Annotated in this window: 18 protein-coding genes and 1 pseudogene; 3 read left to right on the forward strand and 16 right to left on the reverse strand. The window is 67.0% G+C overall.

All coding sequences use genetic code 11. The annotated features are described in order from the left end of the window. Together hemA and WA965_RS13895 are read right to left on the reverse strand one after the other, a co-directional pair. The coding region (gene hemA, locus WA965_RS13890) for a glutamyl-tRNA reductase (RefSeq protein WP_526447653.1) at window positions 1–656 on the reverse strand (656 nt) is incomplete at its 3' end. Window positions 657–785: 129 nt separating this feature from the next. Further along, the gene (locus WA965_RS13895; protein WP_526300782.1) at window positions 786–1,040 is read right to left on the reverse strand and encodes a glutaredoxin family protein; all 255 of its coding nucleotides are present in this window, start codon (window positions 1,038–1,040) and stop codon (window positions 786–788) included. A 39-nt stretch (window positions 1,041–1,079) separates the two neighbouring features. Here WA965_RS13895 and WA965_RS13900 point away from each other — a divergent pair, with 39 nt between their 5' ends. Continuing rightward, on the forward strand, window positions 1,080–1,988 hold the full coding sequence (locus tag WA965_RS13900; protein WP_526300784.1) for an HAD family hydrolase: 909 nt from the start codon (window positions 1,080–1,082) through the stop codon (window positions 1,986–1,988). 98 nt (window positions 1,989–2,086) lie between these two features. Beyond that, window positions 2,087–2,614 carry an FAS1-like dehydratase domain-containing protein gene (locus WA965_RS13905; protein WP_526300785.1) on the forward strand — a complete coding sequence of 176 codons (528 nt, stop codon included), beginning with the start codon at window positions 2,087–2,089 and terminating at the stop codon, window positions 2,612–2,614. A 5-nt stretch (window positions 2,615–2,619) separates the two neighbouring features. On the opposite strand, the gene WA965_RS13910 is transcribed toward WA965_RS13905, so the two are convergent. The 9 genes from WA965_RS13910 to WA965_RS13950 all read right to left on the reverse strand — a co-directional run bounded on the left by WA965_RS13910 (window position 2,620) and on the right by WA965_RS13950 (window position 10,408). After that, window positions 2,620–3,690 carry a lysophospholipid acyltransferase family protein gene (locus tag WA965_RS13910; protein WP_526300787.1) on the reverse strand — a complete coding sequence of 357 codons (1,071 nt, stop codon included), beginning with the start codon at window positions 3,688–3,690 and terminating at the stop codon, window positions 2,620–2,622. A gap of 40 nt (window positions 3,691–3,730) precedes the next feature. Then, window positions 3,731–4,831 (reverse strand): SDR family oxidoreductase, encoded by a 1,101-nt coding sequence (locus WA965_RS13915; RefSeq protein ID WP_526300789.1) that lies wholly within the window; start codon window positions 4,829–4,831, stop codon window positions 3,731–3,733. A 29-nt stretch (window positions 4,832–4,860) separates the two neighbouring features. After that, on the reverse strand, window positions 4,861–4,962 hold the full coding sequence (locus WA965_RS13920; RefSeq protein ID WP_003402602.1) for a 30S ribosomal protein bS22: 102 nt from the start codon (window positions 4,960–4,962) through the stop codon (window positions 4,861–4,863). 173 nt (window positions 4,963–5,135) lie between these two features. Next, the gene (locus WA965_RS13925) at window positions 5,136–5,399 is read right to left on the reverse strand and encodes a helix-turn-helix domain-containing protein (RefSeq protein ID WP_178361407.1); all 264 of its coding nucleotides are present in this window, start codon (window positions 5,397–5,399) and stop codon (window positions 5,136–5,138) included. 140 nt (window positions 5,400–5,539) lie between these two features. Next, window positions 5,540–6,412: a pyrroline-5-carboxylate reductase gene (gene proC / locus WA965_RS13930; RefSeq protein ID WP_526300791.1), complete on the reverse strand. Its 873-nt coding sequence runs from the start codon at window positions 6,410–6,412 to the stop codon at window positions 5,540–5,542. 59 nt (window positions 6,413–6,471) lie between these two features. Then, entirely contained in the window at window positions 6,472–7,278 is an 807-nt protein-coding gene (locus tag WA965_RS13935; RefSeq protein WP_526300793.1) for an acyl-CoA thioesterase, read from the reverse strand. 15 nt (window positions 7,279–7,293) lie between these two features. Beyond that, window positions 7,294–8,139, reverse strand: a complete 846-nt coding sequence (locus tag WA965_RS13940) for a sugar phosphate isomerase/epimerase family protein (RefSeq protein WP_526300795.1) — start codon at window positions 8,137–8,139, stop codon at window positions 7,294–7,296. 13 nt (window positions 8,140–8,152) lie between these two features. Next, entirely contained in the window at window positions 8,153–9,382 is a 1,230-nt protein-coding gene (locus tag WA965_RS13945; RefSeq protein ID WP_526300797.1) for an Rv0497 family membrane protein, read from the reverse strand. Window positions 9,383–9,409: 27 nt separating this feature from the next. Continuing rightward, entirely contained in the window at window positions 9,410–10,408 is a 999-nt protein-coding gene (locus WA965_RS13950) for a Ppx/GppA phosphatase family protein (RefSeq protein WP_178361402.1), read from the reverse strand. A 12-nt stretch (window positions 10,409–10,420) separates the two neighbouring features. Between WA965_RS13950 and WA965_RS13955 the strand changes: the two genes are divergently transcribed. Further along, the gene (locus tag WA965_RS13955) at window positions 10,421–11,218 is read left to right on the forward strand and encodes a DUF3109 family protein (RefSeq protein ID WP_526300799.1); all 798 of its coding nucleotides are present in this window, start codon (window positions 10,421–10,423) and stop codon (window positions 11,216–11,218) included. A 10-nt stretch (window positions 11,219–11,228) separates the two neighbouring features. Here the strand turns inward: WA965_RS13955 and regX are convergent, their stop codons facing one another. The 5 genes and pseudogenes from regX to WA965_RS13980 form a co-directional block, all read right to left on the reverse strand. Further along, on the reverse strand, window positions 11,229–11,915 hold the full coding sequence (gene regX / locus WA965_RS13960; protein ID WP_178361400.1) for a two-component sensory transduction protein RegX: 687 nt from the start codon (window positions 11,913–11,915) through the stop codon (window positions 11,229–11,231). A 7-nt stretch (window positions 11,916–11,922) separates the two neighbouring features. Beyond that, window positions 11,923–13,116: a sensor histidine kinase gene (locus tag WA965_RS13965; protein ID WP_526300801.1), complete on the reverse strand. Its 1,194-nt coding sequence runs from the start codon at window positions 13,114–13,116 to the stop codon at window positions 11,923–11,925. 150 nt (window positions 13,117–13,266) lie between these two features. Further along, the gene (locus WA965_RS13970; protein ID WP_526300803.1) at window positions 13,267–14,019 is read right to left on the reverse strand and encodes a phosphoglyceromutase; all 753 of its coding nucleotides are present in this window, start codon (window positions 14,017–14,019) and stop codon (window positions 13,267–13,269) included. A gap of 25 nt (window positions 14,020–14,044) precedes the next feature. Further along, window positions 14,045–14,566: a YbjN domain-containing protein gene (locus tag WA965_RS13975; protein WP_526300805.1), complete on the reverse strand. Its 522-nt coding sequence runs from the start codon at window positions 14,564–14,566 to the stop codon at window positions 14,045–14,047. Continuing rightward, window positions 14,563–14,839: pseudogene (locus tag WA965_RS13980) on the reverse strand (D-inositol-3-phosphate glycosyltransferase); the annotation flags it as partial. The gene WA965_RS13975 and the pseudogene WA965_RS13980, both read right to left, overlap by 4 nt.

Genomic DNA, 14,839 nt, shown 5'->3' on the forward strand with positions numbered 1-14,839 from the left:
CGCGGCAGCGTGCGGTTCACCACGTGGATGCGGCCGATGCCCGCCCGGACGAGGTGCGCGGCCGACAGAGCGCCCATCGATCCCGCGCCGATCACCGTCGCGGATCGTCCGGCCAGTCCGCCGTCGAACTTGGTCTCGGCCAGGTCGAGCGCAACAGAGACCACCGACGCGCCCGCGGCGTCGATACCCGTCTCGGAGTGCACGCGCTTGCCCACGGACAGGGCCCGCTGCGACAGCTCGTGCAGGGTGCGGCCGACGGTGTGGTTCGCCTCCGCCGAGGCGTAGGCGCGCCGGAGCTGCCCGAGTACCTGCTGCTCACCGATGACCGCGGAGTCCAGGCCGCTGGCGACCGCGAACATGTGCTCCACGGCGGCCTCGGCGTAGCGCACGTAGGCGTACTTGGTCAGATCCTGCAGCGACATCCCACAGTGCTCGGAAAGCGCCTGTCCGATCACAGAGAGCCCGCCGTGGAATGCGTCGACAACGGCGTAGATCTCGACGCGGTTGCAGGTGGACAGCACCATGGCTTCTGTGACCAGCGAAGATCGGAGCACGTCGTCGACGATCTTGGCCTGATCGGACTCATCGGTGCTCAGTTGCTCGAGGACCGACACCGGCGCACTGCGGTGCGAAACCCCGAAAAGCAATACGCTCATGGCCTCGTCACCACGTCATCCAAGGTAGTCGTTAACCAGCTGGCCTACCAAATTTGCCCGATTCGCCCCGGAATTGCATTCCCTCCGTCGCTACTCGCACTTTCGCTGCTGGAACGCAGTTCCGGCGGCTCATCCGGCGAGGTCGGCGCGCAACCTGACTTCGTCGACCTCCCAGTAACTGTGCTCGACACCGTCGAGCAGCACCACCGGAAGCCGATCGCCGAACTCCGCGCGCAGCGCCGGTTCGCCGGCGTCGGCAGCGACATCGACGTCGCTGACCTGCAGCATGAAGCCGAGTTCGGCGGCCAACTCGGCCAATCGTGTCGCCGCGGCCAGACACATCGGGCATCCCTCGCGGGTGAGCAACTTCACCTGTCGGTCCACCCCGCCAGTATCGCCGTGAGGTGTCCTAATGTTGTCAACGTGTCCGGTAGCGGAAAGGGCGAAGTCGGCAACAGCACCGACAGCCCGGCGCAGCAGCTGGCCGGGGAGGCCAGCGCCGAGGTCGCTGCCGACGGTCTGCTGGTGCCCGAACCGGCCTCCAGTCCTGCCCCGCCGCCGCCCGACCTGACCGCAGCGGCGTTCTTCGACGTCGACAACACCCTGGTGCACGGCTCCTCGCTGGTGCACTTCGCCCGCGGCCTGGCCGCGCGCGAGTACTTCACCTACAAGGACCTGGCACGATTCGCCCTCGCCCAGGCCAAGTTCCAGCTCACCGGCCGGGAGAACAGCCAGGACGTCGCGGCGGGCCGCACCAAAGCACTGGCATTCATCGAGGGTCGCTCCACAGCCGAGCTCGTCGCGCTCGGCGAGGAGATCTACGACGAGATCATCGCCGACAAGATCTGGCCCGGCACCCAGGTGCTCGCCCAGATGCATCTCGATGCAGGCCAACAGGTGTGGCTGGTCACCGCGACGCCCTATGAACTGGCGGCGACGATCGCGCGGCGGCTCGGGTTGACGGGTGCGCTGGGAACGGTGGCCGAATCGGTCGACGGCGTCTTCACCGGCAGGCTGGTCGGCGACATCCTGCACGGCAGCGGCAAGGCCCACGCCGTGCGCTCGCTGGCCATCCGCGAGGGCCTGAACCTGCGCCGCTGTACTGCCTATTCGGACAGCTTCAACGACGTACCGATGCTGTCGCTGGTCGGCACCCCGGTGGCCATCAACCCCGATGCCGACCTGCGCGATCTGGCCCGTCAGCGGGGGTGGGAGATCCGCGACTTCCGCACCGCCCGCAAGGCCGCGCGGATCGGGGTCCCGTCCGCGCTGGCACTGGGTGCTGCCGGCGGTGCGCTGGCCGCCGCCGTGTCGCGCCGCGAGAAACGCTGACGCCGAACCAAGGATCCCGCGCTGATAGGCTCGCGCCGCTACCCGAGGGAACGGAAGAGAATCGCGCATGGGCATCGGCGAGGAGCGAAGGATCGCGCATGGGCATCGCTGACGACATCATCGGAACCCACTACCGGTATCCGGACCACTTCGAGGTCGACCGCGAGAAGATCCGCGAGTTCGCCCGCGCTGTGAAGGACGACCATCCGGCGCACTTCACCGAAGAGGCGGCCGGCGAGTGCGGCCAGGACGCCTTGATCGCGTCGGTGACATTCCTCGCCGTCGCCGGACGGCGGGTGCAGGCGGAGATCTTCAACCAGTTCGATCTGCCGTTCAACATGGAGCGCATCCTGCACCGCGATCAGAAGCTGGTCTTCCACCGGCCGATTCTGGCGGGCGACAAGTTGTTCTTCGACTCCTACCTCGACTCGGTGACCGAGTCGCACGGCGCGGTGCTCACCGAGATCCGCGGCGAAGTGACCGATGCCGAGGGCAAGCCGGTGATCACCAGCATCGTCACAGTGATGGGTGAAGCGGCGTCCGACGACGAAGCCGACGAGATCACCGACAAGGTCGCTGCCGGACGCGAGGCCGCCCTGTCAAAATTTGTTGCTGGGCAAAAATAACGCCTCTACCCCAGGAACATGTTGCGGCGATTCGCCAGCAGCTGATAGAGCGTCTGCTGAATGGTCTCGCGCACCTGGTCGGTCAACTCGAAGGTGACCATCGGGTCGTCGGCGGCGGACTCGTCGTAGTCGGCGGTGTCGATGGGCTCCCCGAACTGGATGTGCCACTTCGACGGCAGCGGCACCAGACCGAGCGGACCTGTCAGCGGGAACAGCGGAGTGATCGGGAAGTAGGGCAGCCCCAGCAGTCGCGCCAACAACTTGACGTCGGCGACCATCGGGTAGATCTCCTCGGACCCGACGATGGAGCACGGCACAATCGGCGCCTTCGTCCGCAACGCCGCCGACACGAACCCGCCGCGGCCGAAACGCTGCAGCTTGTAGCGGTCTTTGAAGTGCTTACCGAGACCTTTGTAGCCCTCGGGGAAGACGGCGGTGAGCTCACCGGCGGCCAGCAGGCGGTGCGCGTCGTCGGTGCACGCCATCGTGTGGCCGGCCTTGCGCGCGGCCTGGCCGACCATCGGCATGTCGAAAACCATGTCGGCGGCCAGCAGGCGCAGATCCCGATGCGCGGGGTGCTTGTCGCGGACCGCGACCGACGTCATCAGCCCGTCGAACGGCAGGACCCCGGCGTGGTTGGCCACCACCAGTCCGGCACCGGACTCCGGCAGGTTCTCGATGCCGCTGACCTCGACCCGGAACCAGGAGTTGAAGAAGACTCTCAGCAAAGGCAGGAAGATAGCGTCGTTGAGGTGCGGATCGAAGCCGAACTCGTCGACGTTGTAGTCGCCTGTCATCCGTTTACGCACAAAATCGGCGACGGCGGCGATGCGCTGGGCGAGCTCGTTGGGCGTTTCGTGCGCCGCGGACGATCCGGCAGCGGCAGTGCGATGTTGATCGATCTCACGGACGACGGCCGCGATCTGTTCGGCCGACGCATGGTTACCAGGGTCGCCGAGGAGCGAGGGATGGCGGCGCGAACTGTCCACCCGCTGCGCGGCGGCGCGACGTTGAGCCGCGCTGCGTCCCGAATTGGAATGCAGCGGAATCACTTTCGCTCTTGGTTCACCCGCCACCGGCACATCCTCTCCCCCACCCCGCTCTAAGTAGTGAAGTCTAGCGCCCCCAGCGCTGCGCCGCCGCCACCGCGCGATCCTCCGCCGCCTGGACCCACCGTGGGTCGACGATCGGCGTCAGGCCGCGGCCTCGCACATAATCGTCGAAAGCCTCCGCGGTCGTCCATTTGGTGGCGAACCCGAGTTCGCTGCGCATCCTCGTGGTGTCCATGACGCGGCCGTAACTCAGGTAGTCGAGTTGCTCGCGATCGAGTTCCGAGTTGCGGGCGGCCCGCCACAGCGAATCCACCGCCATCAGCGCCGGGCGCGGCACCGGCAGCGCCAGGCGCCCCGACCTGCGGATGGCCTGGCTCATCATGATGATCCCCGACGCCCCGACGTTGAACGTGCCCGCTTTGCCGGCCATCGTCGCGCGTTCGAGCGCACCAAGCGCGTCCTGTTCGTGCAGGAGTTGCAGACGCGAGTCGTGGCCGATCACCGTCGGCACCACCGGGCCGGCGAGGTACCGGGACAACGCGGTGTCCATGGCCGGGCCGATCATGTTGGCCAACCGCAGAATGGTCACCGCGATGTCAGGCCGGCGCCGCCCGAGGCCACGCGCATAACCCTCGATGTCGATGCTGTCGCGGGCGAAACCCTCACCTGGTGGCCTGCGGCGGCTGCTGCTCTCGGCGAACAGCACCGGGTCCCGTGCGCTGGAGCCGTACACCTCGGAGGTCGACTTGAGGATGACACGGCGCACGGACGGCGCCTTCTGGCAGGCGGCGAACAGTTGGATCGCGCCCATCACGTTCAGTTCCTTGAGCGTCGCCCGGCCGCCGGAACGAGGCGAGTACGACGCGGCGGCGGCGTGCACCACGGTGTCGACGTCGCCGTTCCGGATGACCTTGGCGATGAAGGGGTTGCGAATGTCGGCGCGGACGAACTCCGCACGGCCCATCCTGCGCAGCAGATCCTTGCTCGGCGCGATCGCGTCCACCGCGATCACGCGGTTGATGAGCGGGTTCTGCGCCAACCGTGCGGTCAGGTAGCCGCCCAGGAACCGGCACGCGCCGGTGACCAGGACGACTTTCGGATAATCCAGCCCGCCGCGGGCATCAGATCCATCGGAGTTGCCCCCGGAATGGCCCGCAGAGTCCACCGGGACAGCCTAGCGACCGGGCGGCAGTACTACTTGCCCAGTTTTCTGCGCTGCACCCGGGTGCGACGAAGCAGCTTGCGGTGCTTCTTCTTCGACATGCGCTTGCGCCGCTTCTTGATGACAGAACCCATGAACTCCGCTACCTAAAGTTGTCTTGAAGATCTTTCGGACACCGAACGCGGTCGGCGTCAGCCTCGACCGATCACCTTACCTGGGCGGCACAGCACGTCGAAATCGACCTTGGGCAGGCCAACTGCGAGAGCCGGCCTGCGTGCGTCCGGATGAGCGCGCGAAGCAGTCGGTATCAGCCGGCGTCGAAGTACGAACTCTCGAGCATGTCGTGGACTGCCTTGGCGTGCACCCGGAACGAACGGCCCACCCGCACTGCGGGCAGCTCACCGTTGTGCACCAGGCGGTACACGGTCATCTTGCTGACCCGCATGAGGCTTGCCACCTCCGCCACGGTGAGAAACTGAGCTCGAGGCTGTTGGCCTTCGGACTGTCCGGCGTCGCGCGCCGCCTTTCCGCTGGCCGCATCCCGCGCCGACGGGCCGTTCATAGACGTCATCGCAACCCAATCCATCAGGCACGGGCAGTTCCAGCGGCTTCCCCACCGCTGGCACCAAACCCATGCTTACCACTGGGAGAATAGCGTGGCAGGTGGGGTTACTGCGACGGGTGTGGGCTAATCAGTTTGAAATTGATTAACTACTCCGTTGTAATTCCGAGCTGCTCAGAGCGTATTTTTGCGGCCGCCACCGCATTGGCGACCGCCGACCTCAACCCGCCTCGTTCGAGTTCGCGCAGACCAGCAGCGGTGGTGCCACCCGGCGACGTGACCGTGGCCCGCAGTTGCGCGGGCGAGGTGTCCACTGTCAGCCCCAAGCCCGAATCGCCGTTCGGCGAGGCGTCGTCGAGCCGCTCGAGCAGCATTGCCGCCGACCCCGCCATCGTCTGCACCGCCAGTTCGGTGGCCGTCGACCGCGCCAGACCCGCGTCCACTGCAGCGTCGACGAGCGCTTCGACCATCAGGAAGAAGTACGCGGGACCGGAACCGGACACCGCGGTGACGGCGTCGAGTTGGGACTCGGCCACCGTGAGCACGCCGCCGACGGCGTCGAACAGCGCCGAGACCTCCTTGAGGTGTTCGGCGGTGGCGAACCGGCCCGGCGCGAGCGCGCTCACCGCGCCGCCGACCAGCATCGGCGCATTGGGCATGACCCGCACGACCGGCGATCCTGCCGGCAGCTTGGCCTCGTAGAAGGCCGAGGTCACGCCCGCGGCGACGGTCACAAAAACCTGTTCGGCCGCATTGCTTTCCGCCTTGGCGGCGGTGTCGGCGATGTCGCCGATGACATGCTGCACATCGGCGGGTTTGACCGCGACGATGACGTAGGTGGCGGCATCGACAGCGTCCGCGACCGTCGTCACCCGCACCGCGTACTTGTCCGCGACGTACTTGGCACGCTTGACATCCCGCTCGGCGACGACGAGGTCCTTGACCTGCTTTCCCGAGCGCAGCAGCCCCGCCAAGAGCGCCTCGCCGATACTTCCACCGCCGATGATCGCGATTCTGGGCATGCCGGAAAGCATCCCACGGCGCCGGGATCGCACGCTCGGCGGCGTCACTGCTCCGGCGGCTACTCGGCGGGCACCATCGCCAACTGTCGGCTCTGCACGATGATCCGGCCCTCACAGTCGACCACGATGTGGTCCTCGTCGAACCAGTCCTGCCCGATCTGGGTCGCCGTGCACATCACCCGCAGCCAGCCGTCGGCCGGCCGCGCCCGCAGATAAGCCGTCAGCTGCACCGTCGGCGCCCAGCCGAACCTGTTGACGCCGAAGGTCACCGGTGCCGACACATCGCCGCACAGCAGCGCGAACAACACGTCGGGGGCGACTCCCTTGGGTCGCACCCAGTACTCGATGACGGGCATCCCGCCGTCGCCCCGCGGCGTGAACGACGTCAGCGACGGCCGGATGTCACAGCCGTGCGCAAGGTGGACGACGTCGGCCATCGAATGGCCCGGACCGATCGGTTCCAGACCGGGAGGGGGTTCCGGCGTCATCAGCGGCACCACCGGATTGACCGACAGCAACGGCGGCACGTGATGCTCTGGGGTTCCCATCGTGATGACGGCGCGCAGCGCGGTCCTCTCCCCTTGCCTCAGCTCGACGTCGACCAGGCTGACCCGGCGTCCCCGCTTACGCACCGTGGTGACCACCTGCATGGGGCCCGGATCCGGCGCCCACAGAAAGCTTCCCGACACCGCGATGGGTTCGACTCCGTCGAGCTCCGTGCGGGCGGCGTTGGCGCACAGCGCCAGCATCGCACCACCGTGGACCTTGGGTCCGATCGTCCAGTGTTCGTTCAGCACACCGTCGTACACGCCATCACCCGCGGCGGTCAGCACCATGGCGTCGGTGAACAGGGTGGAACCGGTCATGGGCATCCTGAGGTGTCAGCGCAGCAGGTGCGCGCGGGCGTACTGCAGCGATTCGGAGAGCAGCGCCTCGCGTTCGGCAGCGGTGCGCGCACCGGAAGTGGTCACCTCGAGGATGACATGGCCGGCGAAGTCGCTCGCGGCCAGTGCCTCGCAGATCTCCGCCGTCGGCTGGGTGCCGCGGCCGGGCACCAGATGTTCGTCGGCTGACGCGCCACTGCCGTCGCACAGGTGCAGATGGACCAGCCCCTCACCCATCCGGCGGGCCATGTCGATGGCGTCGGTGCCGGCTGTGGCGGTGTGGGACAGGTCGAGGGTGTAGTGCGCATGGCCGCCGTCGAGGGGATCGTAGGAGGGCGCGAACGCCGAGATTCCCGGACCCGGGTTGCCGCCGCGCTTGCGCATCCGCTCGATCGACGTCTGCCCGGCTCCGAAGAATCTGTCCGCACGGAACGGGAACATGTTCTCCACCGCGACCAAGATGTCGCTGGTGGCTTCGAGTTCGGCCACCTGATCGGCGAACCCGTCGGCGTAGCGACGCTGCCAGCGAAACGGTGGGTGGACCACCACCGTCTGCGCCCCGAGTTGCTCAGCGGCCCGCACGCTGCGTTCCAGCTTCGGGATCGGGTTGGCGCCCCAGACGCGCTGCGAGATCAGCAGGCAGGGAGCGTGCACCGACAGTACGGGCACCTGGTAGCGCTCGGACATGGCCTCGATGGCGTCGACATCTTGGCTGACCGCCTCCGCCCAGACCATCAGTTCGACGCCGTCGTAGCCCAGACGGGCGGCGTACTCGAATGCGGCCTCGGTCCTCAGCGGGTATACCGAGGCCGTCGACAGGCCGACCTTGATGGCGGGGCGCACAGTCCGTGGGCCGTCAGCCCGATTGCAGCAACGCCAGCGGGCCGAGTGTCACCAGCGCGCCGACCGCCACCGCGATCAGGGTGCTGCCGATGTCCTCGGTCTTGCGGACCACCCGAACGCCGACCACCAACCCGAGGATCACCAGGACCGACAACACCAACGCGACGATGTTGTTCCACTTCCAGAGCTGGTCGAATGCCACGAACAGGCCTGCGCCGAGCACCACCGCGATGACGCTCTGGCCCACGATCCACAGGCCGTGCACAAACGTCGACATCTGACGCGGTTCACCGGTTTCGGTGTCGTCCTCGTCGTCGAGATCCTCGTCGAGATCGGCCTCGTCACCCAGGTTGATGTCTTCCGGTGACGGCCGGGTCCCCCGCCTGGCGAGGTCGTCGGCGACGGTCTGCCCGCCGAACAGCGGGTCCTGGGTGGAGCGCAGGTAGGACGGCAGCTCCTCGCTGTCGTCGGTGTCGAGCGCGGCTTCGTCGTCCAGATCCTCGATGTCGTCCGGCACCTCCAGATCGAGAGACGAGTCGACCAGATCGGTCTTGTCGCCCTCGTCGAGGGGGTCCGGGCTCATCAGCTCGGCGTCGACTGCCGCCGACTCGTCGGTCTTCGTCGCGGACTGACGACCGAAGCCGAAACGCCGCGGCGGCGGGGCGACGAAATCGACCGGTTCCGGGTCCGCGTCGCGGTGCTCGAGATGTGCCGCGTACTCGGCGACCGCGTCGGCGTAGTCGTCGTCGGTGCTGTCCGGGTCGGCGACCGATTCGACGTCGGTGGCCTCCGCGGGCTCGACTTCCTCGGCGACCTCGTCCTCGGCGACCTCGTCGAGTGCCTGGTCGTCGGCGACTTCGTCCTCGATGACCTCGGGTTCGGGCTCCGGCTCCGGCTGCGACTCGGGCTCCGGGTCGACAGCTTCAGGTTCAACAGTCTCGGGCTCGACAGTCTCGGGCTCGACAGTCTCGGGCTCGACCGCGGTGTCGGTGGGCTCGACCGCGGTGTCGGCGGGCTCGGCCTGCTCGTCTACTGCAGCGGGAGGCGCGGCCGGATCGGTGTCCGTGGGCCGGATGATCGGGATCTCACCGGTGAGTTCGGCGACGGTGACGGCGTCGGCGTTGCCGCGCCGGCGACGGCGCCTGCCGCCGACCGGGGGTGCGCCGATCGTGCCGTTCTTCGCCAGCAACTCGGCGACCGAGATCGGCCGTGTGTCGCTGTGGTTGTCATCTGATCGAGTCATCGCCTGTCGCCTTTGAGCGTCGTTGCTTCACCGTCCAGCATTACGTACGGACATCCTTCGTGAGACCGATTCCCCGGCGCCGCCGACGAGGGCTGTTCCGTCGGCTTCGCTGTCGAGTTTCCGCAGGATCAACCCCTCTCGCAATGCCCAGGGACAGATGTCGACGCTCTCGATACCGAGTGCCTTCATGCTCGCCTCCGCCACCAGAGCACCCGCGACGATCTGCGGCGCGCGATCGGCGCTCACCCCTTCCAGTTCCGCACGGTCGGACGCGGTCATCCTAGAGATGAAATTTATGAGTTGACGAAGACCGGGCGCTGTCAGCGTTCGTTTGACCCGCGGTCCGGCCCCCGAGGGCGCTGCACCGGTCAGCCTGGCCAGGGAGCGGAACGTCTTCGACGTCGCCACGGCCAGATCGGGACTGCCCGCCTCGGCGATCACCACCCCGGCCTCCGACAGTTCGTTGGCCAGCCAGTCGCGGAGCATCGCAACCCGCCGGCGGCCGGGCGGATCCTCGGGCAACCATTCGCGCGTCATCCGGCCCGCCCCCAGCGGCAGCGACAGCGCGACGTCGGGTTCCTCGTCGACGCCGCTGGACAGCTCGAGCGATCCGCCGCCGATGTCGATGTTGATGATGCGTCCGGCGCTCCAGCCGTACCAGCGGCGCACCGCCAGGAACGTCAGCCGCGATTCGTCGACACCGCTGAGCACCCGCAGCGCGACACCGGTCTCGGACTTCACCCGGGCCAGCACGTCCTCAGAGTTCTTCGCGTCGCGCACCGCGGAGGTGGCGAATGCCATCAGCTCCGAACACCCAGAGCTGGTTGCGATCTTGGCCAGCTCGTCGATGGTGCCCACCAGCTTGTCGGCGCCGCGGCGGGTCAGCTTGCCCGAGTTGTCGATGGCCTCGGCGAGCCGAAGCGACGCCTTGGTCGAACTCATCGGAGTCGGGTGGCCGCCGCGGCGTGCATCGACCACAAGCAGATGGACAGTGTTGCTGCCCACGTCGAGCACGCCTAATCGCACTCACCCAACCTAATGGGTCTACCGTGGAAAACCGTGAGTGGATCGCATCATGGTGAGGTCGAACTCGATTTCGCCCGTGAATGGGTGGAGTTCTATGACCCCGACAATCCCGAACATCTGATCGCCGCGGACATGACGTGGCTGCTGTCGCGCTGGACCTGTGTGTTCGGCACCCCGGCATGCCAGGGGACCGTCGAGGGCAGACCCGACGACGGATGCTGTTCGCACGGCGCGTTTCTGTCCGACGACGACGACCGCGCGCAACTCGACGACGCCGTCAAACTGCTCACCGACGAGGACTGGCAGTACCGCGAGAAGGGCCTGGGCCGGAAGGGCTATCTCGAGATGGACACCTACGATGACAAACCCAACCTGCGGACCCGAAAATACAAGGGCGCGTGCATCTTTCTGAATCGCCCCGGCTGGCCCGGCGGAATCGGATGTGCGCTGCACAGCAAGGCGCTCAAGATCGGCGTGGAGCCGCTGACCCTCAAACCCGAAGTGTGCTGGCAATTACCGATCCGCCGCACCCAGGAGTGGATCACCCGGCCCGACGACACCCAGGTGCTCAAGACCACCATCACCGAATACGACCGACGCGGCTGGGGTGAGGGGGGCGCCGATCTGCACTGGTACTGCACCGGCGATCCGGCCGCCCACGTCGGCGCCAAGCAGGTCTGGCAGACCTACGCACCGGAACTCACCGAACTGCTCGGCGAGAAGACCTATGCCGAGCTGGCGGCAATGTGCAAGCGCCGCAGCGGTTTGGGCCTCATCGCCATCCACCCCGCAACCCGGGCCGCCGAGTGATTTCGGGGCGTCAGCCTTCCAGCTTGTAGCCCAGACCACGCACCGTCACCAGGTGCACCGGGTTCGCCGGGTCGGCCTCGATCTTGCTGCGCAACCGCTTGACGTGCACGTCGAGGGTCTTGGTGTCGCCGACGTAGTCGGCACCCCACACCCGGTCGATCAACTGACCGCGGGTGAGGACCCGGCCGCTGTTTCGCATCAGGTACTCGAGTAGGTCGAATTCCTTGAGCGGCAGTGTGATCGGGCTGCCGTTGACGCTGACCACATGCCGCTCCACATCCATGCGGACCGGCCCTGCCTCGAGCACCCCGTCACCGATGCCGATGTCGTCGGCCTCGACACCGCGGCGCAGCACGGCCCGGATGCGGGCGATCAACTCGCGCGCGGAGTACGGCTTGGTGACGTAGTCGTCGGCCCCGAGCTCGAGGCCCACCACCTTGTCGATCTCGCTGTCGCGGGCGGTCACCATGATGACCGGGACGCTCGAACGTGACCGCAACTGCTTGCAGACATCGGTACCGCTCATCCCGGGCAGCATCAGATCCAACAACACGATGTCAGCGCCTGCGCGCTCGAATTCCGCGAGGGCCGAGGGCCCGTCGGTCACCACGGTGGCCTCGAAGCCCTCCTTGCGCAGGAGAAAGGCCAGGGGATCGGCCAAGGACTCCTCGTCCTCCACGATCAGCACGCTGGTCATCGATGTACTAGTCCTCTCGGTCGTATTCGTCGTCGGCGTCGTCGCCGGCATCATCGTGCAGATAGGCGGGAATCGACAACGTGAACGTCGACCCCGTCCCGGGTTGGCTCCACAACCGAATGGAGCCATTGTGATTGGCGGCGACATGCTTGACGATCGCCAGCCCCAGTCCCGTGCCCCCGGTGGCCCGCGACCGCGCCTTGTCGACGCGGAAGAATCGTTCGAACACCCGCTCCTGATCGGCTCGGGCGATGCCGATACCGCGGTCGGTGACCGCGATCTCGATGTTGTCGCCGCGTCGGCGACGGCTGATCGATACCGAAGATCCGTTGGGCGAGTAAGCAATTGCATTGGACACCAGGTTGGCGATGGCCGTCACCAGCAGGGTCTGGTCGCCGAGCACCCGGAAGCCCGTCGGCGGGTCGGTGGTGATGGCGATATCGGCATTGTCCGCGGCGACCTTGTGTCGCGACAGCGCCTCGGCGACAACACTGTCGACGTCGACGCCCTCCAGATCGGGTAGCCGTTCGGCCCCCTGCAATCGGGACAGTTCGATCAGCTCGCCCACCATGTCGGCCAATCGGTTGGACTCGGTGAGCATCTTGCCGGCGAAGCGCCGGACCGTCTCGGGTTCGTCGCCTGAGGCCAGGATCGCCTCGGCCAGCACGCCCATGGCGCCCACCGGCGTCTTGAGCTCGTGGCTGACGTTGGCCACAAAATCCCTGCGGGTGGCTTCCATCCGGGCGTGCTCGGACTGGTCGTCGACATAGACCACCGCAAACCGCTTGTCGTCTTCGGTCAGCAGTCGCACATGGCCGCGCACCGAGAGCCCGGACCGTCCCGGCCTGCTGCGTTTGCGCGGCGACAGGTCGACCTCGCCGTCCTCACCGGTGATCAGCGTGCGCTCGGCGGCCAGCCAGGCCCGGTCGTCGAGCAACCGGTCACGTACCAGGCCGAGTTCCTTGGCGCGCTCGTTGGTGTAGACCACGTCACGGTAGGTGTCGACGACCACGATCCCCACGGGCGACTGGGCCACCACGTGCTGGAGCATCTGGGAGACGGTGATGCCTGACTGCTCGGCGGATCGCCGGTACCGGCGTTCGCGGAGACGGGGCACCACCACCAACCCGAACGCGACACCGATCGACAATGCGAACAGTGCCACGATCGCTGCGAGCAGCAGCGCCGATACGACACTCACGCGAAAAGCGTACGCACTCGGTGAACGTCATCCCAGCAGCGTGCGGCCAAATCGGGACAAGTCACAGAGTCAGACACGGATGTTCGGGTCCGTGTCCGCCATTGTTCACCCGTTGTTCGCCCGGTGACGACGCGTGCGCTGATCGGCCCTCTACTTGGCGCCCTGGGCGGCGACTGCGGCGGCGCCGGCCGCCGCGGCCTCGGGGTCGAGGTAGAGCCCCCCGGGCTTGGTCGGCTTGAGGTCCGAGTCCAGGTCGTAGCGAAGCGGGATTCCGGTCGGGATGTTCAGACCCACGACATCCTCGTCGGACATTCCGTCCAGGTACTTGACCAGCGCTCGTAGCGAGTTGCCGTGGGCAGCGATCAGCACCGTCTTGCCCGCCTTCAGGTCGGGGACGATCACCTCGGTGAAGTAGGGCACGAACCGGTCGACCACGTCCTTGAGACATTCGGTCAGCGGTGGACCGCCGTCGATGTCGGCGTAGCGGGGGTCGCTGTCCTGGCTGAACTCGCTACCCGGTTCGATCGCCGGCGGCGGGGTGTCGTAGCTGCGCCGCCAGGCCATGAACTGCTCGTCGCCGTACTTGGCTTTCGTCTCGGCCTTGTCCAGCCCCTGCAACGCCCCGTAGTGACGCTCGTTGAGACGCCAGTCGCGGTGCACCGGGATCCAGTGCCGATCGGCGTTGTCCAGCGCGACGTTGGCCGTGGTGATGGCGCGTCTCAACAGCGAGGTGTAGAGCACGTCGGGAAGACGGTCCTGCTCTTTGATGAGCTTGCCGGCGCGGACCGCTTCGGCCATCCCCTTGTCGGTGAGGTCCACATCGACCCAGCCGGTGAACAAATTCAGCGCGTTCCACTCGCTCTCGCCGTGGCGGAGAAGGATCAGCGTCGCGGTATCTGCCATGCGCTCGATCCTCTCACGGCAGCGATCAGTCGTCGTCTTGATCGTCGATGAGATGTTCAAACGCCCGCAGATTGCTCAGCGACTCACCGCGCGACACCCGCCACTCCCACTCCCTCTGGATGGAAGTGCGAAATCCCAACTCCAACAACGTATTGAAGTCCGTGTCGACCGCCTCGAGCACCTGTCCGAGCACCCGGTCGATCTCGTCGGCGGACACCGACGCCAACGCCATCCGGCCGACGAGGTAGATGTCACCGGTGTTGTCCAGCGTGTAGGCGACGCCGTAGAGCCTGCGGTTGCGCTTGAGCAGGAACTTGTAGACGCCCTGGTGGTTCTCGTCGGGCTGTCGGCACACGAACGCCTCGACGCGCACGGAGTGCTCGCCGATGGTCAGGATCGTGTTGGTCTTGAGCCTGCGCTCCCCCGGCAGCTCCACGACCAGCCCGGGCAGTCCACCGCGGGCCCCGCCATGCCGAAGGTACGTCAGATCGTGTTCCTGCAGGGTTTTCTCGATGAGATCCTGGACCTGTTGCGGCTGATCGCTCATGCCCTCACCCCTCGCCGCATCGAGAACCGGCGCCCACGACGCGGCACCGGAGGACCCTGTTCACCGGCCCGGTGATCGGCGATGGCGCGCCCGTAGCTGCTCAGCAGTGCATCGACGGTGTGCCCCCAGGAGAACTCGGCGGCATGCTCGACGGCGGCGCGACGCATGCCCGCCGGGTCCCGCAGGAAGATGTCGCCGAGCGCCTTGGCCCAGTCGTCGGTGTCGTGGCCGTTCACCAGCGCACCGGTGACGCCGTCGCGGACCGCCACCGGC

The organism is Mycobacterium sp., from assembly GCF_049683935.1.
In the GTDB taxonomy this organism is placed as follows: Bacteria; Actinomycetota; Actinomycetes; order Mycobacteriales; family Mycobacteriaceae; genus Mycobacterium.

Coding starts and splice junctions, on each gene's coding strand:
- WA965_RS13905 (WP_526300785.1), top strand. CDS start 2,087: ATGGGCATCGCTGACGACATCATCGGAACCCACTACCGGTATCCGGAC.
- proC (WP_526300791.1), bottom strand. CDS start 6,412: ATGCCCAGAATCGCGATCATCGGCGGTGGAAGTATCGGCGAGGCGCTC.
- WA965_RS13945 (WP_526300797.1), bottom strand. CDS start 9,382: ATGACTCGATCAGATGACAACCACAGCGACACACGGCCGATCTCGGTC.
- WA965_RS13925 (WP_178361407.1), bottom strand. CDS start 5,399: ATGACGTCTATGAACGGCCCGTCGGCGCGGGATGCGGCCAGCGGAAAG.
- WA965_RS13935 (WP_526300793.1), bottom strand. CDS start 7,278: ATGACCGGTTCCACCCTGTTCACCGACGCCATGGTGCTGACCGCCGCG.
- WA965_RS13955 (WP_526300799.1), top strand. CDS start 10,421: ATGGGTCTACCGTGGAAAACCGTGAGTGGATCGCATCATGGTGAGGTC.
- WA965_RS13970 (WP_526300803.1), bottom strand. CDS start 14,019: ATGGCAGATACCGCGACGCTGATCCTTCTCCGCCACGGCGAGAGCGAG.
- regX (WP_178361400.1), bottom strand. CDS start 11,915: ATGACCAGCGTGCTGATCGTGGAGGACGAGGAGTCCTTGGCCGATCCC.
- WA965_RS13975 (WP_526300805.1), bottom strand. CDS start 14,566: ATGAGCGATCAGCCGCAACAGGTCCAGGATCTCATCGAGAAAACCCTG.
- WA965_RS13920 (WP_003402602.1), bottom strand. CDS start 4,962: ATGGGTTCTGTCATCAAGAAGCGGCGCAAGCGCATGTCGAAGAAGAAG.